The sequence below is a fragment of the Rhodococcus sp. NKCM2511 genome (assembly GCF_014905595.1).
Taxonomy (GTDB): domain Bacteria; phylum Actinomycetota; class Actinomycetes; order Mycobacteriales; family Mycobacteriaceae; genus Rhodococcoides; species Rhodococcoides fascians.
Genome location: NZ_BNHJ02000001.1, coordinates 814,411 through 836,988, shown reverse-complemented (window position 1 = coordinate 836,988; position 22,578 = coordinate 814,411). Strand labels below are relative to the sequence as shown.

17 protein-coding genes are annotated in these 22,578 nt (G+C 66.7%); 11 read left to right on the top strand and 6 right to left on the bottom strand.

Going from position 1 to position 22,578, the window contains the following annotated elements:
- Positions 1 to 136 precede the first annotated feature (136 nt).
- From JLZ96_RS03745 to JLZ96_RS03735, 3 genes are all read left to right on the top strand, one after another.
- Complete coding sequence (locus tag JLZ96_RS03745; protein ID WP_370878773.1) at positions 137 to 1,165, top strand: DUF3152 domain-containing protein; 1,029 nt, start codon at positions 137 to 139, stop codon at positions 1,163 to 1,165.
- 76 nt (positions 1,166 to 1,241) lie between these two features.
- Positions 1,242 to 2,408: an adenylyltransferase/sulfurtransferase MoeZ gene (gene moeZ, locus JLZ96_RS03740; RefSeq protein WP_027496536.1), complete on the top strand. Its 1,167-nt coding sequence runs from the start codon at positions 1,242 to 1,244 to the stop codon at positions 2,406 to 2,408.
- A gap of 68 nt (positions 2,409 to 2,476) precedes the next feature.
- Positions 2,477 to 3,331, top strand: a complete 855-nt coding sequence (locus tag JLZ96_RS03735; RefSeq protein ID WP_027496537.1) for a TIGR02569 family protein — start codon at positions 2,477 to 2,479, stop codon at positions 3,329 to 3,331.
- Here JLZ96_RS03735 and JLZ96_RS03730 read toward each other — a convergent pair.
- Positions 3,321 to 4,013 carry a FadR/GntR family transcriptional regulator gene (locus JLZ96_RS03730; RefSeq protein WP_027496538.1) on the bottom strand — a complete coding sequence of 231 codons (693 nt, stop codon included), beginning with the start codon at positions 4,011 to 4,013 and terminating at the stop codon, positions 3,321 to 3,323. The two genes, JLZ96_RS03735 and JLZ96_RS03730, sit on opposite strands and share 11 nt — an antisense overlap.
- Before the next feature lie 98 nt (positions 4,014 to 4,111).
- Between JLZ96_RS03730 and JLZ96_RS03725 the strand changes: the two genes are divergently transcribed.
- From JLZ96_RS03725 to JLZ96_RS03700, 6 genes are all read left to right on the top strand, one after another.
- Complete coding sequence (locus JLZ96_RS03725; RefSeq protein WP_027496539.1) at positions 4,112 to 5,353, top strand: MFS transporter; 1,242 nt, start codon at positions 4,112 to 4,114, stop codon at positions 5,351 to 5,353.
- A gap of 224 nt (positions 5,354 to 5,577) precedes the next feature.
- Positions 5,578 to 6,981, top strand: a complete 1,404-nt coding sequence (locus JLZ96_RS03720; protein WP_032407092.1) for a NarK/NasA family nitrate transporter — start codon at positions 5,578 to 5,580, stop codon at positions 6,979 to 6,981.
- Positions 6,982 to 7,040: 59 nt separating this feature from the next.
- Positions 7,041 to 9,536, top strand: coding sequence for a nitrite reductase large subunit NirB (gene nirB, locus JLZ96_RS03715; protein ID WP_201009512.1), 2,496 nt, complete (start codon positions 7,041 to 7,043; stop codon positions 9,534 to 9,536).
- A 128-nt stretch (positions 9,537 to 9,664) separates the two neighbouring features.
- A complete protein-coding gene (gene nirD, locus JLZ96_RS03710; RefSeq protein WP_027496542.1) occupies positions 9,665 to 10,042 on the top strand; it encodes a nitrite reductase small subunit NirD in 378 nt (125 codons plus the stop codon).
- Between the two features lie 20 nt (positions 10,043 to 10,062).
- Positions 10,063 to 11,244 carry a uroporphyrinogen-III synthase gene (locus tag JLZ96_RS03705; RefSeq protein ID WP_201010650.1) on the top strand — a complete coding sequence of 394 codons (1,182 nt, stop codon included), beginning with the start codon at positions 10,063 to 10,065 and terminating at the stop codon, positions 11,242 to 11,244.
- Positions 11,241 to 11,975, top strand: coding sequence for a sirohydrochlorin chelatase (locus JLZ96_RS03700; protein WP_052067022.1), 735 nt, complete (start codon positions 11,241 to 11,243; stop codon positions 11,973 to 11,975). The genes JLZ96_RS03705 and JLZ96_RS03700 overlap by 4 nt, the downstream gene beginning before the upstream one ends.
- Here the strand turns inward: JLZ96_RS03700 and JLZ96_RS03695 are convergent.
- The 4 genes from JLZ96_RS03695 to JLZ96_RS03680 are packed head-to-tail and all read right to left on the bottom strand — an operon-like array spanning position 11,932 to position 15,288.
- Complete coding sequence (locus JLZ96_RS03695) at positions 11,932 to 13,713, bottom strand: NTP transferase domain-containing protein (RefSeq protein ID WP_268963034.1); 1,782 nt, start codon at positions 13,711 to 13,713, stop codon at positions 11,932 to 11,934. The genes JLZ96_RS03700 and JLZ96_RS03695 overlap by 44 nt on opposite strands.
- A gap of 13 nt (positions 13,714 to 13,726) precedes the next feature.
- Positions 13,727 to 14,173, bottom strand: a complete 447-nt coding sequence (locus JLZ96_RS03690) for a PaaI family thioesterase (protein WP_228139195.1) — start codon at positions 14,171 to 14,173, stop codon at positions 13,727 to 13,729.
- Positions 14,170 to 14,511: an MGMT family protein gene (locus JLZ96_RS03685; protein WP_032366321.1), complete on the bottom strand. Its 342-nt coding sequence runs from the start codon at positions 14,509 to 14,511 to the stop codon at positions 14,170 to 14,172. The genes JLZ96_RS03690 and JLZ96_RS03685 overlap by 4 nt, the downstream gene beginning before the upstream one ends.
- The gene (locus JLZ96_RS03680) at positions 14,512 to 15,288 is read right to left on the bottom strand and encodes an alpha/beta hydrolase (protein ID WP_236253823.1); all 777 of its coding nucleotides are present in this window, start codon (positions 15,286 to 15,288) and stop codon (positions 14,512 to 14,514) included.
- 111 nt (positions 15,289 to 15,399) lie between these two features.
- On the opposite strand from JLZ96_RS03680, the gene JLZ96_RS03675 reads away from it, so the two are divergent.
- Together JLZ96_RS03675 and JLZ96_RS03670 are read left to right on the top strand one after the other, a co-directional pair.
- Positions 15,400 to 18,726: an ATP-dependent helicase gene (locus tag JLZ96_RS03675; protein WP_374758026.1), complete on the top strand. Its 3,327-nt coding sequence runs from the start codon at positions 15,400 to 15,402 to the stop codon at positions 18,724 to 18,726.
- Positions 18,723 to 22,130 carry an ATP-dependent DNA helicase gene (locus tag JLZ96_RS03670; RefSeq protein ID WP_201010778.1) on the top strand — a complete coding sequence of 1,136 codons (3,408 nt, stop codon included), beginning with the start codon at positions 18,723 to 18,725 and terminating at the stop codon, positions 22,128 to 22,130. The genes JLZ96_RS03675 and JLZ96_RS03670 overlap by 4 nt, the downstream gene beginning before the upstream one ends.
- On the opposite strand, the gene JLZ96_RS03665 is transcribed toward JLZ96_RS03670, so the two are convergent.
- On the bottom strand, positions 22,093 to 22,479 hold the full coding sequence (locus tag JLZ96_RS03665; RefSeq protein ID WP_032370928.1) for a membrane protein: 387 nt from the start codon (positions 22,477 to 22,479) through the stop codon (positions 22,093 to 22,095). The genes JLZ96_RS03670 and JLZ96_RS03665 overlap by 38 nt on opposite strands.
- Positions 22,480 to 22,578: the final 99 nt, after the last annotated feature.

The following is a 22,578-nucleotide window of genomic DNA, read 5'->3' as shown; positions in this document are numbered from 1 at the left end:
TTGTACGATGTTTGTCGTACCGAGAGCCCGATAGATCCGTCCCCGATACGGTATCGGCGTGCCGAGCGGCGAGCGAGCAGGATTGTGAGATCGTGAGCGAGTGACTGACCGAGGCGAGCCGCGAATTCGCGGCGGTGTGCAGTCCGGCGGGTTCGACGAGCGGTCGGACGATCTTCCACGCGGCGTGGGCGGTCGTGGGTCGCATCAGCCCTTGCGCGCTCAGTGGGACCCGACGCAGCGCGAGGTCAAGGACCGCAGTCGCCGTCCCGAGCGTGACGTGCGCAAACAGACCAAGCTGGGAAAGTTCGCCGCCACCTACGGTTGGCGGGCGTACGCGGTACCGATCCTGATCGCCGTCACCGCGCTCGTGGTCGTCGATGCCGTTCGGGCCGGTGACCCGGTCGTCGGCACCGCCTCTCAGGGCACCTCGCAGGACCCAGGGTTCGGCACGCTGAGCTCCGATACGTCCGGAACCGGAATCATCGGGGTCCCGCCGCAGGCCGACGGCAACTTCGCGGAAACGATCTCGTCCGGTGAGCTGCCCGACGGTGGACCGTTCGCGGTGCAGGGGGCAGGCACCTGGCACACCGTCGCCGGAAGCACCGAGCAGGTCGGCCAGGGAACCGAGCGGGTGTTCACCTATACCGTCGAGGTCGAGGACGGTGTGGACACCGTCGGTTTCGGCGGCGACGAGTCGTTCGGCCGTCTGGTGGATCAGACGTTGGCCAACCCCAAGAGCTGGACCAACGACCCACGTTTCGCGTTCCGCCGTATCGATCAGGGTGACCCGGATTTCCGGATCTCCCTGACGTCGCAGATGTCCATTCGGCAGGCGTGTGGATACGACATTCAACTCGAGGTGTCCTGCTACAACCCCGGCATCGAACGGGTCGTGCTCAACGAACCCAGATGGGTACGCGGAGCGATCTCCTTCCAGGGAGACATCGGTTCGTACCGTCAATATCAGATCAACCACGAGGTCGGGCACGCCATCGGCTACCAGCAGCATCAGCCGTGCGAAACCGACGGCGGGCTGGCGCCGGTGATGATGCAGCAGACGTTCGGAACGGCCAACGACGACATCGCGCGGCTCGACCCCGAGGGCGTCGTGCCCATGGACGGCAAGACCTGCCGGTTCAACCCGTGGCCCTATCCACGCGGGTGAGCGATCGCGGATTAGATTCGAAGGCGGCGAACGCAGTTATGTGGTCGCCCCGTCGAGTCGAGGAGAGTCGCTGAGCGTGGTCCACCTACCGCCACTGGTCGAAGCCACCGGTGAACTGACCTCCGAGGAGGTTGCCAGGTACAGCCGTCACCTGATCATTCCGGACGTCGGAACGGACGGCCAGAAGCGGTTGCGGAACGCCCGCGTGCTCGTGGTCGGAGCCGGCGGACTGGGTTCGCCTGCGCTGCTGTACCTCGCGGCCGCCGGCATCGGAACTCTGGGCATCGTGGAATTCGACGACGTCGAGCTGTCCAACCTCCAGCGACAAGTCATCCATGGGCGGTCCGACGTCGGACGACCGAAGGCCGACAGCGCACGGGACTCGATCCTCGAACTCAACGACGGCGTCTCGGTGGTGCTGCACAGGGTCCGCCTCGACTCGTCCAACGCGATCGACCTCTTCGGCAATTACGATCTCGTTCTCGACGGCACCGACAACTTCGCCACCCGCTACCTCGTCAACGACGCGGCCGCACTGGTCGGTATCCCGTACGTGTGGGGTTCGATCTACCGGTTCGAGGGGCAGGTCTCGGTGTTCTGGGATGCAGCTCCGGGCGGCGTCGGGATCAACTATCGAGATCTGTACCCCGAGGCTCCGCCGCCGGGAATGGTGCCCTCCTGCGCGGAGGGTGGCGTCCTGGGCGTGCTCTGCGCCTCGATCGGGTCGGTGATGGTGACCGAAGCCATCAAGTTGATCACCGGAATCGGCGAGACGCTGCTGGGACGGCTGATGATCTACGACGCGTTGGCCATGAGCTACCGAACCGTCGGACTGGCCCGTGATCCGCACCGAACCCCGATCACGGAACTGATCGACTACGACGCCTTCTGCGGGGTGGTGCCGGCCGTCGAATCCGACGACGCCTCGATCAGCCCCGAGCAGCTACGGGCGATGTTGGATTCCGGACGCGAGGTCGCCTTGATCGACGTGCGTGAGCCGGTGGAGTGGGACATCGTCCGCATCGAGGGCGCTCGGCTGATACCACGCGGGCGAATTCTGTCCGGTGCGGCGTTGGCCGAACTGCCACAGCAGGTACCGATCGTTCTGTACTGCAAAACCGGCATCAGGTCCGCGGAGGTTCTCGACGCTCTCGTCGGTGCCGGTTTCACCGACGCAACCCATCTCGACGGCGGAATCGTGGAGTGGGCCAAGCAGATCGAGCCCGGCCTGCCCATCTACTGACGTGGCGGCTGGGCCGCATGCGCGCGTCGTCCGCAGAGCTCTGCCCGATCGACGGTACCGTGGCGTTCGTGAGCTCTGTCGAACCTCCTCAGCACGTGATCTCTACGTTCGGGCTGCGCGATGTCGAGCCTGCGCCACTGGGTGCGGACTGGGACGGAGGGTGGCGTCTGGGTGACGTCGTGCTCTCGCCCGTCGCCGATCATGCTCGCGCAGCCTGGTCTGCGAAGGTGCGAGAAACACTGACTGTGGACGGTGTTCGCCTCGCTCGACCGGTGCGCTCGACCGATGGTCGATACGTCGTGTCCGGTTGGCGTGCAGATACGTTCGTCGCGGGCGAACCCGAGCCTCGCCACGACGAAGTGGTCTCGTTGTCCATGCGGTTGCACGCAGCGACCGCGCAGTTGGAACGTCCCCGCTTCTTGGTGCAGCCACCCGTCGCCCCGTGGGCCGACGTCGACGTGTTCGTCGCGGCCGACCGGGCTGCCTGGGAGGCCGTTCCGCTACGGACCGCTCGCGGTGCGGGTGCGCCCGAGCCGTCGTCGAGTGACGGCAAGAGCAGCCTCGAGTTGGTCAAACAGCTTGCGACACTGCGCAAGCCCGTCGAATCGCCGGATCAATTGGTACACGGCGACCTGTTCGGGACGGTGTTGTTCTCCGGCAGCGATGCACCGGGGATCAGCGACATCACCCCGTACTGGCGTCCGGCGTCGTGGGCTGCGGGCGTCGCTGTGGTGGACGCGCTCTCGTGGGGAGACGCCGACGACGGTCTGGTGGGCCGGTGGGACGATCTACCGGAATGGCCGCAGATGCTGTTGCGCGCGTTGATGTTTCGTCTGGCTGTGCACGCACTTCATCCGCGGTCGACGTCGGAGGCATTTCCCGGCCTCGCGCGCACGGCAGATCTGGTGCGTCTCATTCTGTAGGTTCGGGCGCGTGGCCCGGAGGGGCGGAGAGTTCGCGGAACAGCGAACGGGCGGAGGCGATTGCCCGGGCCGAATCACCGTCCACGATCGCGTCGACGAGGGCTGTGTGCTCGGCGACGTAGTCGTCGTCGTGAGCAGTGGCGTGTTCTCTGATCGTCTCGTGGATCACCGGTAGCAACGAGTCGTAGAACTCCAGGTAGATCGCGTTGTGGCTGGCGGCGACGATGCTCCGATGCAGGCGCGCGTCGATTCGTACGGCGTCGGCCAACGGCACGTCGCCGCTCGACCAGGCGACATTGCGGTTCTCGAGGGCGTCGTTCATCTCTCGGATGTCGTGCTCGTCGCGTCGATCCGCAGCCAATGCTGCTGCGGTCACCTCGAGAGTTTCCCGGAGCTCGGTGACGTCGCGATAACGGGCGTCCGAGAAGTACTTGCCCAGGGTGCCGCCGAGGTCCGAGCAGGTCATGACGAACGTTCCCGACCCCTGCCGTCGCTCGACCATGCCGGCGTGGACGAGTGCCTGAACGGCCTCACGAACCGTGTTTCGCCCGGTGCCGGTCATCTCGCACAGCTCCGGTTCGGTGGGAATTCTGCTGCCGACCGGCCATCGTTTCGACGTGATCTCGTCGCGCAGGGCTGCAGTGACCTGGGTGATCAGGCTCGATCGGTGGACCTGGCGCACGGAGGCTCCTCGTTCTGGGGGCGGTGCAGTGCTCGGGGTGCTGCGCCGACGATGATACTGCGTTGCACCCGATGATCCGGTCATCCTATGATTACGCGGTGAGTGCGCCTACCGTTTCCGAGACCACCCAGACCGGTACATCACTCGTTCGCGGCCGACTGCTGGTGTTCGCCGCCATCGTTCTTTCTGCGCTGACGCTGCGCGCCGCCGTGACGTCCATCAGCCCTCTGTTCGGCAGGATCGCAACGGATCTGCAGTTCGGGGATGCCGTCATCGGCGTCGTCGGGATGCTGCCGCCGGCGATGTTCGCCGTGTTCGGGTTGGCGACACCGCTTCTCGCCAAGCGCACCGGTCTCGAGCGCGCCGCCCTGCTCGCCATGGCGTTGACCACGATCGGGATGGCCACCCGGGCATTCGCGCCGAACACGGCGTCGTTGCTGGCGCTGTCCGCGATCGCCCTCGCCGGCATGGGTATCGGAAACGTCGTCATTCCACCTCTGGTCAAGCGGTACTTCTCGGATCGACTCGCAGTGGTCAGCACCATCTACATCTGTGCACTCCAGATCAGCACCATGATTCCGCCGCTGCTCGCGGTTCCGGTCGCCGATGCCCACGGGTGGCGGCTCTCCATCGGGGTCTGGGCGATCGTCGGTGTTGCCGCAGCATTGCCGTGGCTCGGTGTCGTGATCGCCCGACGTGGTCGCGACGAGAAGGACGTCTCTGCCGAGGCCGGTTCGGCGGCCGTGCACACCCGATCCGGCGGCCGCATCCATCGATCCTCGCTCGCGTGGGGAATGGTGATGATGTTCGCGATGACGTCGCTGATCACGTATTCGATGTTGACGTGGCTGCCGACGCTGTTGATCGACTCGGGTATCGGCGAGGGGTTGGCCGGAGCCTCGGTCGCCGCGTTCGGAGCGATGGGCCTGGTCACGTCGCTGGCCACGCCGACCCTCTGCGCAAAACTGCGAAATCCGTTCGGCCTCGTCCTGGTCGCCGCGGTGTGCTACCTCTGTGGGTTCTCCGGCTTGCACTTCTCGCCTGCCGCCGGAACGGTGATCTGGGTGTGCCTGATCGGCCTCGGCACGATGACCTTTCCGATGTCGCTGACGCTGATCAATCTCAGGACCCGCACCGCGGTGGGCTCATCCTCGCTCTCGGGCTTCACCCAGGGGCTGGGCTACGTGGTGTCGGCCACCGGACCGATACTGTTCGGCTTCCTGCACACCGTGTCCGGCGGTTGGGGATTGCCGCTGACGCTGCTCACCGGATGCGTTGTGATTCTGCTGGTCGGCGGCTATCTGTGCTGTCGACCTCGGATGCTCGAAGACTCCTGGTGACCCGGCTCGTCGACGCGTTCGATCTCACGTACGCGTCGACGAGCGGGTGAGAACGAGTTAATCAGCGGGTCACCGCACGCAGCGCCGCTGCAACATGGCTTTCCTATCTTGGTGTCACTCACCGAACCAGGAGGCCATACGTGACCAGCCTTTCTCGCAGCGCTTCAGCCGAAACCGGCTCTGCTGCCACCGCACCCGTTCCGCCCGGAACCGTTCCCGTCTCGGTGAATCACCGGATCGCGCATTGGAATTCCGAGGACGTGCAGGCGTGGGAAGGCGGCGGTAAGCAGATCGCCAAACGAAACCTGATCTGGTCGGTCGTCGCCGAACACGTCGGCTTCTCGATCTGGTCGATCTGGTCGGTGATGGTGTTGTTCATGCCGTTGTCGGTCTACGGCATCGATGCCGCGGGCAAGTTCTTCCTGGTGGCCGTCCCCACCCTCGTCGGTGCTGTCCTGCGCATTCCGTACACGTTCGCCACGGCGAAATTCGGCGGGCGCAACTGGACCATCTTCAGCGCTCTGGTGTTGCTGATTCCCACGCTGTTGACGATGTACTTCATGTTGAACCCGGCCTCGTACACCACGTACATCATCGTGGCGGCGTTCGCCGGAGTCGGCGGCGGTAACTTCGCCTCGTCGATGACGAACATCAACGCCTTCTATCCGCAGCGCGAAAAGGGTTGGGCCCTCGGACTGAACGCCGGCGGAGGCAACATCGGCGTACCGGTCATCCAGCTCATCGGTCTGCTGGTCATCGCTACCGTCGGCAACACCGCACCCGAGATCGTCTGCGCCGTGTACCTGGTGTTCATCGCGATCGCCGCCGTCGGTGCCGCGCTGTACATGGACAACCTCGACAACCAGAAGACCAACGGCCGCTCCATGATCGACGTGTTGAAGTTCTCCGACGCATGGTGGATCGCCTTCCTCTACATCGGCACGTTCGGATCGTTCATCGGCTTCAGCTTCGCATTCGGGCAGGTACTCCAGATCAACTTCCTGGCCGGATTGACCGACGGGGCACCCGCCACGGCGGCTCAGCAGGCCCAGGCCTCGCTGCACGCTGCACAGATCGCGTTCCTCGGGCCACTGCTGGGGTCGCTGTCGCGTCCGTTCGGCGGCAAGCTCGCCGACAAGATCGGCGGCGGAAAAATCACCCTGTACACGTTCGTGGCCATGACCTTCTCCACCGGAATTCTGGTAGCGGCCAGCACCTGGGACGACTCGACGCCCGGGGCGGCCAGCGGCACTGTGATGGTCCTCTTCGTCATCGGATTCATCGCACTCTTCTTGCTTTCGGGCCTCGGCAACGGGTCGGTGTACAAGATGATTCCCGCGATCTTCGCTGCAAAATCTGTTGCACTGCAGGGCATGACGGTCGAGGAACAGCAGCACTGGTCCCGCAAGATGTCCGGCGCACTGATCGGGATCGCCGGTGCCATCGGCGCACTCGGCGGTGTCGCCATCAACCTGGTGCTGCGGGCGTCGTACTCCGGTAGTGCGAAGTCGGCAACCACAGCGTTCTGGGTGTTCCTCGGCTTCTATGTGGTCTGCGCGATCGTCACGTGGGCGATCTACCTGCGCAGGACCGACTCCGCCGATGCCGACGCTCCGGTAGCCGTCTGACGCTCGGTGCAGGCGCGCTCGAAACATTCTGCACGGCAACGAAATCGGAAGGACCCGCAATGAAGAACGCGGTAGTGGTAGGGCACGGAATGGTAGGGCACAGGTTCGTCGAGGCGCTGCGGGCGCGCGACGAGGGTGCCGAGTGGAAGATCACGATCCTGTGCGAGGAAGCTCTGCCGGCGTACGACCGGGTGGGTCTGTCGTCCTACGTCGGTGCCTGGGACCACAAGGAACTTGCGTTGGCGGGCAACGACTATCCGGGCGACTCCCTGGTCGAGATGCGTACCGGGGTGCGGGCCGAACGCGTCGACCGTGACCACCGAACCGTCATCACCTCGGCCGGCGACACCGTGGACTACGACGCGCTGGTCCTCGCCACCGGCTCCTACCCGTTCGTCCCGCCGATCGCCGGACACGACCTGCCCGCGTGCTTCGTCTACCGCACCCTCGACGATCTGGACAGGATCCGTGCGCGTGCCGACGAGGCCGGGCCGGGAGCCGTGGGCGTGGTCGTCGGCGGCGGCCTGCTCGGCCTCGAAGCGGCGAACGCGTTGAAGAAGATGGGCATGACGCCGCACGTCATCGAGTTCGCACCGCGATTGATGCCGCTCCAGGTGGACGAAGGCGGCGGTGCGCTACTGGCCCGCCTCGTCACCGATCTCGGATTGAACGTGCATGTGGGAGTGGGCACGTCGTCGATCACCGAGAACGACAGCGCCGGATTGACGGTCGAGCTGAGCAACGGCGACACGATCGACGCGGCGCTGCTGGTGTTCTCCGCGGGGGTACGACCGCAGGACCGGCTGGCTCGCGAGAGCGGCCTCGACGTCGGCGAGCGCGGCGGTATTCTGGTCGACATCGGCTGCACCACCTCCGATCCCGACGTCTACGCCATCGGCGAATGTGCTGCGGTCGAAGGCCGATGCTACGGACTCGTCGCGCCCGGATATTCGACGGCCGAGGTGGTGGCCGACCGATTGCTCGGCGGCGCAGCGGAATTCCCCGGAGCGGACATGTCGACCAAGCTCAAGCTCATGGGCGTCGATGTGGCGAGCTTCGGTGACGCGATGGCCGCGACTCCGGGTGCGCTCGAGGTGGTCTTCAGCGACGCGCCGAAGGGCACCTACGCCAAGCTCGTCGTCACCGACGACGCCAAGACGTTGCTCGGCGGCATCCTCGTCGGCGACGCATCGGCGTACTCGCTGCTCCGGCCGCTCGTCGGACGCGAATTGCCGGGCGATCCGGGTTCGCTGATCTCTCCGGCGGCCGAGCAGGTCGGCATCGGAGCGCTTCCCGACGACGCCGAGATCTGCTCGTGCAACGGTGTGACGAAGGGTGCGATCTGCTCGGCCATCTCCGACGGTGCGTGCGATCTGGCCGCGGTGAAGAGCTGCACCACGGCAGGCACCACCTGTGGAGGATGCTTGCCGTCGATCAAATCGCTGCTGGCGGCATCGGGAGTGGTGCTGTCGAAGTCGTTGTGCGAGCACTTCTCTCAGTCGAGGGCCGAGCTGTTCGAGATCGTGCGGGCGACGAACACCCGAACTTTCTCATCGTTGATCGCCAAGTACGGATCGGGTGCCGGCTGCGACATCTGCAAGCCCGTCGTGGCCTCGATTCTCGCGTCCACCTCGTCGGATCACATTCTCGACGGTGAACTGGCGTCGTTGCAGGACACCAACGATCACTTCCTGGCCAACATCCAGAAGAACGGCACCTATTCGGTGGTGCCTCGGATGCCAGGAGGGGAGTGCACGCCCGAGCAGTTGATCGTCATCGGTGAGGTCGCCCGGGACTTCGGGCTGTACACCAAGGTGACCGGCGGGCAACGCATCGACATGTTCGGTGCCCGCGTCGAACAGCTTCCCGAAATCTGGAAGCGGCTCGTCGACGCAGGCATGGAATCGGGTCAGGCGTACGGAAAGTCGCTGCGTACGGTCAAGAGCTGCGTCGGGTCCAGCTGGTGCCGCTACGGTGTTCAGGACTCGGTGGGAATGGCCGTCGACCTCGAGAACCGGTACCGCGGACTGCGCTCGCCGCACAAGATCAAGTTCGGAGTGTCGGGCTGCGCACGTGAGTGCGCCGAAGCCCGCGGCAAGGACGTCGGCATCATCGCCACCGAAGGTGGCTGGAATCTCTACGTCGGCGGCAACGGTGGCCAGTCGCCCAAGCACGCCCAGTTGCTCGCGTCCAACCTCGACGACGCCACACTCGTCAGCTACATCGACCGCTATCTGATGTTCTACGTCCGCACCGCGGACCGCCTGCAACGCACCGCACCGTGGCTGGAATCGCTCGATGGGGGATTGGACCACCTCAAAGCCGTCGTCTGCGAGGACAGCCTGGGCATCGGCGCAGAACTCGAGGCAGACATGGCACGCCACGTCGCCGGCTACAAGGACGAATGGGCAGGGGTGCTCGAAGACGAGGAGAAGCTCGGCCGGTTCGTGTCCTTCGTCAACGCTCCGGCCGAGGCCGATCCGACCATCGCGTTCGACGAGTCCGGCGCACGCAAGGTGCCCGTGCTGATGGGGATGCCGCGCATCGGAGCGTGACGTGCTCGAGTGACGGGTTCCTGACAACCGACAGGTCACGAACCTGAGCGCATGTGCACAGGTGGGTAATCGCCGCTTAACGGCCAAGAAACACGGGCAGCGTCAAATAGCTGACCAGGAGGTACGCCATGACTGTCATCGATTCACATACTTCGGTACCGAACGATCTTTCGCGAGACTGGACCCCGGCCTGCACCCTCGACGCTCTCATCCCGGGTCGCGGGGTGGCGGTGTTGCTGCGCGGCGGCACCCAGGCGGCACTGTTCTTGCTCGACGACGGACGACTGTTCGCGGTCGGCAACATCGATCCCTACGGCCGCGCTGCAGTGATGTCACGTGGTCTGGTCGGCGACCGCGGCGGCGAGCCCACCGTCGCGTCTCCGCTGCTCAAGCAGGTCTTCTCTCTCGTCGACGGACGTTGCCTCGACGATGCGGAGGTCTCGCTCGGCTCGTTCGAGGTCGCCACGGTCGAGGGTGTCGTGCTCGTCCGCGGCGGATCTACGTGACCGAAAATGCCGGGGCGGACATGCCTCTGGCCGGGTTCACCGTCGGGGTGACGGCGTCGCGTCGCGCCGAGGAGTTCGCGACTTTGCTCGAGCGGCGTGGGGCCAGTGTGATGCACGCGCCTGCGATCAGGATCATCCCGCTCGCCGACGACGCAGAGTTGGAACGCGTCACCGCGGCGATCATCGCTGCACCACCCGAGATCACCGTCGCCACCACCGGAATCGGTTTTCGCGGCTGGATCGAGGCCGCCGACGGCTGGGGGCGAGCCGAGGAACTCGGTCGTGCCCTGGGTGCGTCGCGACTGTTGGCGCGTGGTCCCAAGGCCACCGGTGCCATTCGAGCGGCGGATCTACGTGAAGAATGGTCGCCTGCCTCCGAGTCGTCCGCCGAAGTGCTCGAACATCTGCTCGCCGAGGGTGTCGAGGGCAAGCGCATAGCGGTCCAACTGCACGGCGCGACCACCGAATGGGAGCCGGTTCCGGATTTCTGCGAGGTATTGCGCTGCGCCGGAGCCGAAGTGGTGCCGGTGCCCGTGTATCGCTGGACGGCGCCCGACGATCAGAGTCCGATGGATCGCATGATCGAATCGGTCGTCGTCGGTGATCTCGACGCCATCAGCTTCACCTCGGCACCGGCGGTCGCGTCGATGCTGATGCGTGCCGACGAGAACGGCGTACTCGAGCCTCTGCTGCAGTCGATGCGTACGCGGGTGCTTCCGGTGTGCGTGGGGCCGGTCACCGCAGCCCCGCTCGAACAGCTGTCGGTTGCCACCACTGCGCCTGCGCGTGCGCGCCTCGGCGCGCTCGCCCGTCACATCGCCGAGGAGCTGCCCAGGAGAACCGGTCGCCTGCACGCAGGCGGGCATGTGGTCAGTGTTCGGGGACGGTGTGTGGTGGTCGACGGGGAGGTGCGGCCCGTGTCCCCGGCCGGGATGGCGCTGATGAAGACGCTGAGTCGTAATCCGGGGCGCGTGGTCTCCCGTGAAGACCTGTTGGCCTCGTTGCCCGGAGGGGGTGGCGATACCCACGCGGTGGAGACCGCCATGACCCGACTCCGTTCCTCACTGGGGGCACCCAAGGCGATCCAGACCGTGGTCAAACGCGGCTACCGTATCGCGTTGGACTATATCGAGACCGAATCCGACTGCGATACACACGAACCCGCGGGGGCTGTTTCCGTGAGCGAGGGGAGTAAGTACTGATGGAACCCACCTTGGTGTTGGTCGCACACGGCACTCGAAACCCGCGCGGTGTGGAGATGGTCGCCGCGCTCGCCGACGCCGTCTCGAAGCAGATCGGTACTACGCGTGTCGCCTTCGTCGACGTGCTGGGACCGTCCCCGTCCGAGGTACTGCGCGACACTCCGGAATCGGCGGTCGTCGTTCCGGCATTTCTGGCATCGGGTTATCACGTCCACACCGACGTGCCGCGCGAGATCACGGACAGTGCGCACTCGTCGGTCGCCGTCACCCGTGCCCTCGGGCCCGACCCGGTGCTCGCGCGAGTGATGGTCGATCGGCTCCGGGACGCCGGCTGGCGAGCCGGCCAGAGCATCGTGCTCGCGGCCGCAGGATCGTCCGATCCTCGTGCGTTGCAGGAACATCGGATCGCGGCAGCCATGCTCGCGGACGCGGCTCGGACACCGGTGAAGATCGGATACGTGGCCACCAGTACGCCGACCGTCGCGCAGGCGGTGTCCGGGCTGCGGCAAGCCGGGCACGATCGAGTGTTCGTGGCGAGCTATCTGCTGGCTCGTGGGCTCTTCCACAATCGGTTGGCCGACGTGGGAGCCGACGGCGTCGGTGCGCCGCTCGGGGTGCATCCGGCCATCGTCGATCTCGTCGTCGAGCGGTACCACGAGGGTGTTCGGCTGCTGGCCGGTTCGGAATTCAGTACGGCAACGGAAGAATTGTCACCGGCTCGTCGTCGCTGACGTCGGCGGGTATCACGGCGAGCGCATCACGGCCGACGAGGTGCGCCAGATGAGCTGTCCGGACCTTGACGTCGGCTCGCCAGCGGGTACCGTCGGCCACCACGGGAACGATTCGAGGGATCGGGGCTCGAACCTCGGATGCATTGGACAACAACCCCGTTCGCGGTGAACGCGGAATGCGAGCGGTGAGCGCGTCGACGATCGCCGGTGCGGTCAGCAGCGCCGTGCTCACTGCCGCGAGCGGATTGCCGGGGAGGCCGAGGACAACCGTACCGTCGGGCAGGGTCGCGGTGATCTGGGATCCGCCGGGACGCACGCGCACTCGCCCGACGACGGTTTCGGCACCGAGGGCGGCGAGCGTGGAGCGTAGCTGATCGGCGGCGCCTCCTCCGGTGGCTCCGACCACGACCACGAGGTCGATGTTCTCGGTACTTCCCAAAAGGTCGGCGAACGCGGTCGCCGTGTCGTCGAGCAGCAGTGCGTCCACGACGGCGATTCCACAGTGCGCCAGATACTCCGGCAGCGCCGATCCGAGTACATCCCTGGTCTCCCCGGGTGCCAGCGGACCCGATACCCGAATCTCGTTTCCGCTGATGACAATTCGAGCGCGAACCGGCCCCCGCACATCGAGTTCGGTCACCTCCGCGCTCGCGGCGAGTGACCGAACAGCAGTGTCGATCGCGGTACCCGAGGCAACCAACTCCGTTCCGGGAAGCCAGTCCTCGCCGCGGCGACGCGTGTCGTCTCCCGACGTCGCCGTCGGTGCGCGTTCTACGACGCCGGCCGGTGTCGTGACCGCGTGTTCGTCGCGAACGACCGCAGTGGCACCGGGAGGAAGCGCTGCGCCGGTCGCGATGCGTACTGCGCTGCCGTCGGCGAGTCGGGCGATGCCGGACGTTCCGGCGTAGGCGATATCGGGTCTCAGCGTCCACGGAGGGGGGCCGCTCACGGCAAATCCGTCCATCGCGGAGATGTCGACCGCAGGCAGTGCTGTTGCTGCCACCAACGGTTGCGCGAGCACGGTCCCAGCCGTGTCCTGCAACGGAATTCGATGAACCGGGAGGGCGGCTACTCGCTGTCGAATTCGTTCGTGCGCGGCGTCGATGTCGAGTACGTCCTCCGGTCTCGACGCGGCTGCGGCGCGCGCGGCGACCAGATCGGCAGGGGTATCGCAGTCCTCGATATCGGCAACAGTGACGACGCGGTGCTCGTTCGGTACGAGTGCGCGCATCGGGGCGCCCTCGACGGTATCGAGCGCCGCCACCGCCGAGCGCAGCGCGCTGTAGCGCCAGACTCCGAGCAGGAACTGGGTGCGGCCTGTGGCGTCGGCCGCGAACACTGCGTCGGTCTCGACTCGGTGGAAGTGATCGATCAGAGACTGCACCGCAGAAGCATTCAGCAGCGGTATGTCCGACGCTACGACTGCCACCAGATCGGCTGTCCCGTCCAGTGTTTCGAGTCCGGCGGCCAGAGCTGCCACCGGGCCGCCGCCGGCGGGGGACTCTCGGGTCTGCACAACCGAACCCGGTACTGCGTCGCGTGTGGGGCCCACCAGTACCGTTCGGCGACAGTCCGAGACGGCCGCCACTGCAATGTCGACCAGTCGTCGTCCGCCGACCGTGAGCGCGGGCTTGTCGACCTCTGCCGATGGCGAGCCGGCAAGGCCCGCCATTCGCGATCCACGACCACCCGCGAGCACGATGGCGTCGCAGATCGGCTCGGTCGACGAGCCGCTCACCGGTGCGATCCCATCACGTCGGCAGCGGCACGTTCTGCAGTCGAACCTGGCCGCGCGCGATGGTCTTACCGCTGTCGGTCGCGGTGATCGTAACCAGCCAGAGTTGCTGAACGCGGCCCTGCTGCAACGGTTCCGCGAGAACATCCACCCGTCCGCCTTTGCTGGCGCGCAGGAAATCGGTTCCGTTGTGCACTCCGACCGCGAACTCGCCGCGATCCTTGACCGCCTCACTCGCGCCGATGCTCGCGGCGCTTTCCACAGCGCTGGTATAGACCCCACCGTGCACGACGCCCCAGGGCGTGAAATGTTCCTCGGTCAACTCGATGTGCCCCGCTACCCGCGTGCCCGAGACCTCGTCGATCACCAGGCCGGCCGCGGCGACGAAAGTGCTCGCCTTGGACAGGGCGAACTTCGCCGTAGGGCGTGGATCGAACTGCCCGAGCCGATCTCCGATGTTCATCCTTCGAGATTAGTGGTCGACGTCGAAGGCTGGGGGAGCGCCCCGAAGTCGAAGCGAACGGACTTCAGCGACACTCGCCCGTCGCGGATCTCGACACCTTCTCCGCGCAGCGTCTCGAGTTGTCTCGTCGCCAGATGCGCCGCAGGCTTTCCGCTTGCACCCAGGACACGGTGCCACGGCAGATCGGCGGAGTCGGTCCGCATGATCCACCCGACGATGCGGGGGCTGGACAGGTCGGCCGCCGCCGCGATGTCCCCGTAGGTGGCAACGGAACCGACGGGAATCGACGCGACCAACGCGCGTACCCGCTCCACCTGCGCCTCGGTGATCGGAGCCATCTACAGCAGGGATCGCACCAGCTCGGCCACGTCGGCCGGCTTGGCCTGGCCGACCATGTGATCGCAGTCGAGTTCGACGGTGCGCAGGTTCTCGCCGAGCTTGCCTCGGAGCGCGGACACGAATCCTTCGGTCACATAAGGAGGTTCGACGCGCATGGCCCGCACCACGATGGTCGGGACGCTCTCGGCGGGCACCACGATCGGACGAGCGAGCTCGCCCCACGTCGCGACGATGGCCGGAATCGACATTCGCCACGCGACCTTCCCGCCGTCGGCGGGGACCAGGTGATCGGCGACCTCACGGTCGAGCAACTCGGTGGGCACGTCCGCCCAAGCCCCGTGAATCTTCTCCGAACGAGCCTCGTCGGCGTCGGTGTAATCGGGGGACTTCGCAGTGGCCTCGGCGACCTCGAGCAGCTCCTCCGGCGGCAAGGCAATCGCAGGATCGAGCAGCACCAGCGCGCGCACCACCTCCGGGAACCGCTGTGCGAGATGCACGGCCAACGCGCCGCCGTACGAATGTCCGAGCACCACGACCGGACCGCGCGCATGGGCGTCGAGCACGGCCTTCAGTGCGGTGACCTGAGCGTCGATGTCCCACGGTGGAACGGACGGAGAACGGCCGTGGCCGATCAGATCGGGAGCCAGAATGCGGGCCTCGGGCAGGTGATTCTCGGCGAGGTCCCACCAACGGGCACCGTGGCCGGTCACACCGTGAACGGCGAGGATTTCGGGACCGTCTGCGGGTCCGAACGTATGCAGATTCAACTCGGGCACGTGAACCACTATGCCGCATCGAAGGCCCCGGTTTCGAAGGGGACGGGTCGGCTGCCGCCCCCGGGCCGCCGGATCGGGGCACGGCCCTTCGTGTCGGTGGGGCGTGATTGCATGTCCCGCATGAGCACGGACGGCAGACACGGCGCGACGGTCACCCTCGTCCGTGCACCCAGGGTGGCGCAGCCGCCCCGCCGGTGGACCGATTCCGCTGCCCGGTTGCTGGCGTGGACTCCCGATTCGGCGGCGGAGGCGGCTCAGGGCGCTCCTCGATGGAACCCCTGGCAGGTGCTCGGCGGGCCCGGCTCGGGAAAGACAGCGCTCGTGGCGGACTACGCAGTCTCCCGAATCGTGTCCGGCGATCCGGAATCGGTCCTGGTGCTCACTCAGTCGAAGCGCGCGTCCATCACGCTCCGCGAGCAGATCACCGCCGGTCTGTTCAGCGGCGATCACGCGCTGCGCGCCACGCGCGAACCGCTGGTACGTACGGTGCACTCCTATGCGTTCGCGGTACTCAGGTTGCAGGCCTCCCTCTACGGCAATCCGCCTCCTCGACTGCTGACCGGTGCCGAGCAGGACGCGGTGGTCCGCGAGATGCTGCGGGGCGACATCGAGGACGGCGCAACCGACTGGCCGGATCGATTGCGCCCGGCTCTCGGTACCGCAGGATTCGTCACCGCGGTGCGAGACATGATGCTCCGATCCGCAGAACGCGGAATCGGACCCGAGGATCTGGTCAAGCTGGGCCGCACGCACGGCAGACCCGAATGGATCGCCGTCGGCAAATTCGCGGCTCGATACGAACAAGCCATGTTGCTGCGCGGCGCAGTCGGCGTCGAAGCCGCAGGGGCCACGGCACCGGGCCTCGACGCGGCCGAGCTCATCGGCAGCGCACTGATGGCGTTCGCCACCGACCCGGATCTGCTGCGCAGTGAGCGCGCCCGCATCCGGCACCTCGTCGTCGACGATGCACAGCACCTCGATCCGCAAGCTGCGCAGCTGATTCGGTTGATCGGCACCGATACCGAATCGACCGTGATCGCCGGGGACCCCGATCAATCCGTCTTCACGTTCCGTGGAGCGGATCCCACGTTCGTGGCCGATCTGCTCGATGCGGACTCGCCTCGACGGGTGGTCCTGACGCGGAACTTTCGATCGGTGCCTGCAGTGGCGGAACTGACCGACATCGTGGCGGGGCGACTGCCCGGGCTCGGTCGGCACCGCAGTCCCGAGCCGGTGGCCACGGCTCGGTTCGGCGAGCCGGAAGCCCGGGTACACGTCGTGTCTTCGCCTGCCAAGGAAGCCGCGATCATCTCCGACGCCATGCGACGCGCGCACCTGATCGACGGAATGCCCTGGTCCGAGATGGCGATCGTCGTGCGGTCGGTCCCGCGCACCGTCGCGCCGCTGCGTCGCGCTCTGCACGCGGCCGGTGTCCCCATGATCACCCCGGCTTCGGAGTTGCCGTTGCATCGCCAGCATGGAGCGGTGGGCTTGCTGCTGGTGCTGCGGGCGATCTCCGACCCGTCGTTCGACGGAGAGGATGCGCTGGCTCTACTTTCCGGCCCCATCGGGGGTGCCGATCCGGTAGGTCTGCGGCGGCTGCGCCGAGGTGTCCGCAGACTCGAACTGGCCTCGGGTGGCGAGCGCGATTCGGCCGAACTGCTCAGAGTCGTTCTCACCGGCGAGACGCGAGAGAAGTTCGGGTGGATCACTGGTCTGTCGGACGTGGAAGCGGCACCGCTGCGACGAGCACTGAGCGTCGTTCGTAAGGCGCGAGCGGTGGCTCGGGAAGGCCGCGGAGTCGAGGATGTGCTGTGGGCTGCGTGGCAGGCGTCCGGACTCGAGCGGCGTTGGTCCGCCGCATCCGCGTGGGGTGGATCCGCGGGTGCTCAAGCCGATCGAGACCTCGACGCGGTGGTCGCACTCTTCGACGCCGCGGCGGCCTACGTCGACAGGTTGCCGCGCGCCCAGTTGGGCGGATTTCTCGATTACATTGCGCAGCAACAGATTCCTACCTCGAGCTCGAATCGTTCGACCGCGCCGGCCGATGCGGTGACGCTGCTCAGCGCGCACTCGGCAGCCGGTCGCGAATGGGAACTGGTGGCGGTCGCCGGGGTTCAGGAGGGGCTGTGGCCGGGTCTGCGAGCGCGCGGCAGCCTCCTCGGAACCGACACCCTCGTCGATCTGGTGTCCGGCAAGGTCGACGCGGCTGCGGCCCTCGACGGACGACTGTCGAAAGCTGCACCGCTACTCGCCGAGGAACGCAAGCTCTTCCTCGTGGCGTGCAGTCGCGCGCGCTCCACTCTGCTCGTCACTGCCGTGGACTCGAGCACCGGCGATACCGATCTGGTTCGCTCCCGATTCGTCGACGAACTCCGAGGAGTCGACGGCGACGCAGATCCCGTCCCGCTGCCCGAAGTTTCCGAGCCGCCGACCCCGCACCGGGTGTTGGCATTACCGATGTTGGTCGCCGAGCTTCGCGGGGTCGTCTGCGATCCCGTTGTTGCCGAACATGATCCGGACAAGCGAGCACGCGCCGCGCGGCACCTGGCCACACTCGCCGAGGCCGGCGTCCGAGGCGCACATCCCGACGAGTGGTTCGGGATTGCGGGGCTCAGCACCAGCGAGCCCCTGTGGCACCTCGGCGACGGGCCGGTCCCGCTCTCGCCATCGACGGTGGAACAGCTCACCACCTGCCCGCTGCGCTGGATGCTCGAACGTCACGGAGGAAACGACGGCACCAACACTCACGCCGTCACCGGAACCCTCGTGCACACTCTGGTGCAGGCAGTGGCAGGCAGGATTCCACCGGACCAGCTCAGGCGGGCACTCGAGACGGCCTGGGATGCAGTCGATCTCGGATCACAGTGGTTCTCGCGTCACGAGCTCGATCGAACCGGGGCGATGCTCGACACGTTCGAGAATTGGCTGCAGGGCACCCGAGGCGAGCTCACCGAGGCGGGCGTCGAGGTACAGGTCGACGGCATTCTGGCCGCCCGATCCGAGGACGAGCCTGCGGTCGCCCTGCGCGGCCGGATCGATCGGCTCGAACACGATCCGGACGGCCGCCCGGTCGTCATCGACGTCAAGACGGCCAAAACGGTGATGTCCAAGGAAGACGCGCGCAACCACCATCAATTGGCCACGTATCAGGTCGCCGCTGCCGCGGGTGCGATCGAAGGTGAGCCCGCGGGCGAACCCGGGGGTGCTCGGTTGGTGTTCGTGGCCAAACCGCACAACAAGGACGGCGCAACGCAGCGGATCCAGGAGGTGCCGACACCGGAGAAACTCGAGGAATGGCGAGACACCGTCCACCGGGCGGCCTCGGCGACGCAGGGTCCCGTCTTCGAAGCCAGAGTCAACGACGGGTGCAGACATTGCCCCGTCAAATCCAGTTGCCCGGCCCACGAGACAGGACGGCAGGTGACCGAGCAGTGACCGCCTCGGCGACGCGCAGCGCAACCGTGCGGGTCTCACCCGTCGAACTGTCCCGCGCCCTCGGGCAGAAGCACTCACCCACCGACGAGCAGGCTGCGGTGATCGCCGCCCCACCCGGTCCGACGCTCGTCGTGGCAGGCGCAGGGGCTGGGAAGACCGAGACGATGGCCGCGCGAGTGGTGTGGATGGTGGCCAACGGGTTCGTCGATCCGGATCAGGTACTCGGACTGACGTTCACCCGAAAGGCCGCGCAGCAACTGACGTCCCGAATCCGCGCTCGGCTGGCGCGGCTCGCCGGGTCGGATCTGGTGCGCGCGCTGGATCCGAGTCTGGCACTGCGCGAACGTATTCTCGCCGCCGAGCCGGAGGTGAGCACCTATCACTCGTATGCCGGGCGACTGCTCACCGAGCACGGCCTGTTGCTGCCCATCGAGCCCTCCGCGACGCTGCTGTCGGAGACCGAACTGTGGCAGCTCGCGCATCGTGTGGTCAGCACGTGGGACGGCGATCTCGACACCGACCGAAATCCCACGTCGGTGACCGAGGCGGTACTCGCCCTCTCCGGTCAGCTGGCCGAGCATCTGGTGGACCCCGACCAGCTGCGCGAGGCGCACGTGGAACTCGAGAAATTGGTGCACACACTCGGCCCCGGTCCGCGTCAACGTGGTGGGCCGACCAAGGAGCTGCTCAACATCCTCGATGCCCAACATCAACGAATCACGTTGCTGCCGTTGGTGGAACGACTCGCGCAGACGCTTCGGCACGAAGGGGCACTGGATTTCGGTTCTCAGATGTCGATGGCGGCGCGGGTCGCGGCCGAACATCGCGAAGTGGGAATCGCAGAGCGGCAACGCTTTCGGCTCGTTCTGCTCGACGAATACCAGGACACCGGTCATGCCCAGCGGGTGCTGCTGTCCTCACTGTTCGGATCCGGTAGCGATGCCACCCTGGCGCTGACAGCCGTGGGCGATCCGATGCAGTCGATCTACGGGTGGCGAGGGGCGTCGGCGGCGAACCTGCCGCGGTTCGCCACCGATTTCCCGCAGGCGGACGGCAGTCCGGCACCGCGGCTCGAACTCCTCACCAGCTGGCGCAACCCGCCCGAGGCACTCGCTCTCGCCAATCTGATCACCGACCCCCTGCGCCGCGTCGGTGTACCGGTGCCGACCCTGCGGGCCCGGCCGGGCGCGGTGCCCGGCGATGTACGGCTGGCCGTCACCGACACCGTCCTCGACGAACGGGAATGGATCGCCGACCGAATAGCCGAGCACTACCGCGACGCCCTCGAACTGGAGCGGCCTCCGCCCAGTGCCGCGGTACTCGTGCGGCGCAACGCCGATGCCGAGCCGATCGCCGAGGTGCTGCGTAGCCGTGGCCTACCCGTCGAGGTGGTCGGGCTCGGCGGATTGCTGCATGTGCCGGAGGTCGCCGACATCATCGCGATGCTGCGTCTGGTGGCCGATCCGATTGCGGGCAGCTCGGCCATGCGCATCCTCACGGGCTCCCGATGGCAGATCGGGGCCGCCGATCTGCGGGCGCTCGCTCAGCGCGCCAAGGAGCTCGAGATTCGGGGCGGCTACGGCACCGCGGGCCGTGTCGACGACGCACAGGCGCTCGACGCCGCGCTCGGAAGTGCCGTGCCGGGGGAACAGTCGGAGCAGGCCGGTCTGGCCGACGCCATCGCCGATCCAGGTTCGGCCGAACGATATTCGGAGGCCGGGCACCGACGCATCACTGCGCTCGCCGGAGAACTACATCTGTTGCGCGACCGTATCGGGCAGCCGCTGACGGAACTGGTCGCCGACATCGAACGCATCATGGGTATCGGCGTCGAAGCGCAGGCGCGGACACCGTTCGGTGTCGATGGTGCAGTCGGGCGCGAGCATCTCGACGAATTCGCCCATGTGGTGGCCGATTACGCCGACAATCCAACGGCCACGGTCACCGGATTCCTGTCGTTCCTCGCGGCGGCAGAGACTGTCGAGGACGGGTTGGCTCCGGGCGAGGTCGAGGTCGCCCCGCATCGAGTACAGGTGCTGACGGTGCATTCGGCGAAGGGCCTCGAATGGGAGGTCGTGGCCGTACCGCACGTGGCGACCGGAGTGTTCCCGTCCTCGAACGCCTCGTCGACCTGGCTCGGGGCGATGGCCGAACTGCCGCCGTCCCTGCGCGGCGACCGCGCTCTCGACGGTGAGGGTTCCGAGGGGGTACCGGTGCTCGAGCTCGAGGACCTCTACAACCGAAAGGACCTCGAGGACGCCGTCAAGCGGCACAAGGATGCACTCGCTCGGCGTCGGCTCGCGGAGGATCGTCGACTGTTCTACGTTGCACTCACCAGAACCGAACGGGTGCTGCTGGTCTCGGCGCATCAGTGGGACGAGACGTCCACGAAGCCTCGTGGCCCGTCCGAGTTTCTCGACGAGCTCTACCGGTACAGCTCGACGGCCGAGGACGCCGTCGCGGTGGTCGAGCAGTGGGCACCGGCCCCCGAAGCCGGAGCCGTCAACCCGTTGGGGGCCGAGCCGCATACGGCATCCTGGCCGCGAGATCCGCTCGGGCCGAGGCGAGGCGCGATCGAGAGTGGTGCGGCCGACGTTCTGCGGGCACTGGCCGACAGGGCCGGCTCCCATCATGATTCGGACGAAGACGAGGACGAGGACGACCCGGAGAAGTGGGGCTTCGACGTCCGGACCTTGCTGGCCGAGCGCTCGGCGCGGGCCGTTGCCGGGGTCGATGTCGCACTACCCGAAAACCTGTCGGTGACTCAGCTGGTCGACTTGGCAGCAGATCCGGATGCGCTCGCCTCGCGACTGCGCCGGCCACTTCCGTTTCCCCCGAATCCGTTGGCGCGCCGGGGAACAGCGTTTCACGCGTGGATCGAGCGCCGGTTCGGTGCGACCCGACTGCTCGATCTCGACGAACTGCCGGGCTCCGCCGATACCGGTGCTTCTGCCGATGTGGACCTGGACACTCTTCAGCGGGCGTTCGAGGCCTCCGATTGGGCACTGCGCAGTCCGGTGGAGGTCGAGGTGCCGTTCGAGACGTCGGTGGCTGGGACAGTGCTGCGCGGTCGGATCGACGCGGTGTTTGCCGACCCGGACGGCGGCTGGACCGTCGTGGACTGGAAGACCGGTGCCGAGCCGTCGGCGTCCGAGCAGCAGGCGGTGGCGATGCAGCTGGCGGCGTACCGGCTGGCGTGGGCGGAGTTGATGTCCGTCGGTCGTGCCGAGCCGGTACCGCTCGATCGCGTCCGTGCAGCGTTCCACTACGTCCGCAGCGGCCGTACCATCTCGCCCGAAAAGCTGCCTGACGCAACAGCTTTGGCGGCGTTGCTCGAAGGTCGATCCGTCGTGGACGACGTCGACACTACGGTGCCAGTCGACGAGCTTTCAGAGCCTCGGTGACCAGTGGGATCTGCAGGGGGAGACGAGCGATCATGGCGGCCTTCAAGGCCGGTGACGTCTTGGAGCTGCGTACGTACTTCCATGCGAGGTTGATGTTGGCGGGGAAGACCGCGACGAACAGGCCCGCTGCCAACGCACCGCCCACTCGACGGGTGCGGGGTGCGGCCAACGTGGCAGCCACAGCGAGCTCGGCTACTCCCGATACCTGGGTGTACGTCCGCGCCGAACCTGGCAGGGCGGTCGGTACCTGCGCATCGAAGAATTGGGGAGTGACGAAATGGAGTACTCCGGCGCCGGCGAGCAATCCCGCGAGACGCAGCGCTGCGGCCTGACTCGGTCTCTGTGTCATGCACACACCGTGCCACACGGTGCTGCATCCGCCCATCCGGTCCGCTCGAAGCGGTCGGTTGTCGACGCAGAAGCGCGGCATGGGGTTACGCTGCGTGCC

Bases quoted from the DNA above. Each gene is read 5' to 3' on its own strand.
- nirB (WP_201009512.1), top strand. From the start codon at position 7,041: ATGAAGAACGCGGTAGTGGTAGGGCACGGAATGGTAGGGCACAGGTTC.
- JLZ96_RS03690 (WP_228139195.1), bottom strand. From the start codon at position 14,173: ATGAACATCGGAGATCGGCTCGGGCAGTTCGATCCACGCCCTACGGCG.
- nirD (WP_027496542.1), top strand. From the start codon at position 9,665: ATGACTGTCATCGATTCACATACTTCGGTACCGAACGATCTTTCGCGA.
- JLZ96_RS03675 (WP_374758026.1), top strand. From the start codon at position 15,400: ATGTCCCGCATGAGCACGGACGGCAGACACGGCGCGACGGTCACCCTC.
- JLZ96_RS03665 (WP_032370928.1), bottom strand. From the start codon at position 22,479: ATGACACAGAGACCGAGTCAGGCCGCAGCGCTGCGTCTCGCGGGATTG.
- JLZ96_RS03685 (WP_032366321.1), bottom strand. From the start codon at position 14,511: ATGGCTCCGATCACCGAGGCGCAGGTGGAGCGGGTACGCGCGTTGGTC.
- JLZ96_RS03705 (WP_201010650.1), top strand. From the start codon at position 10,063: ATGCCTCTGGCCGGGTTCACCGTCGGGGTGACGGCGTCGCGTCGCGCC.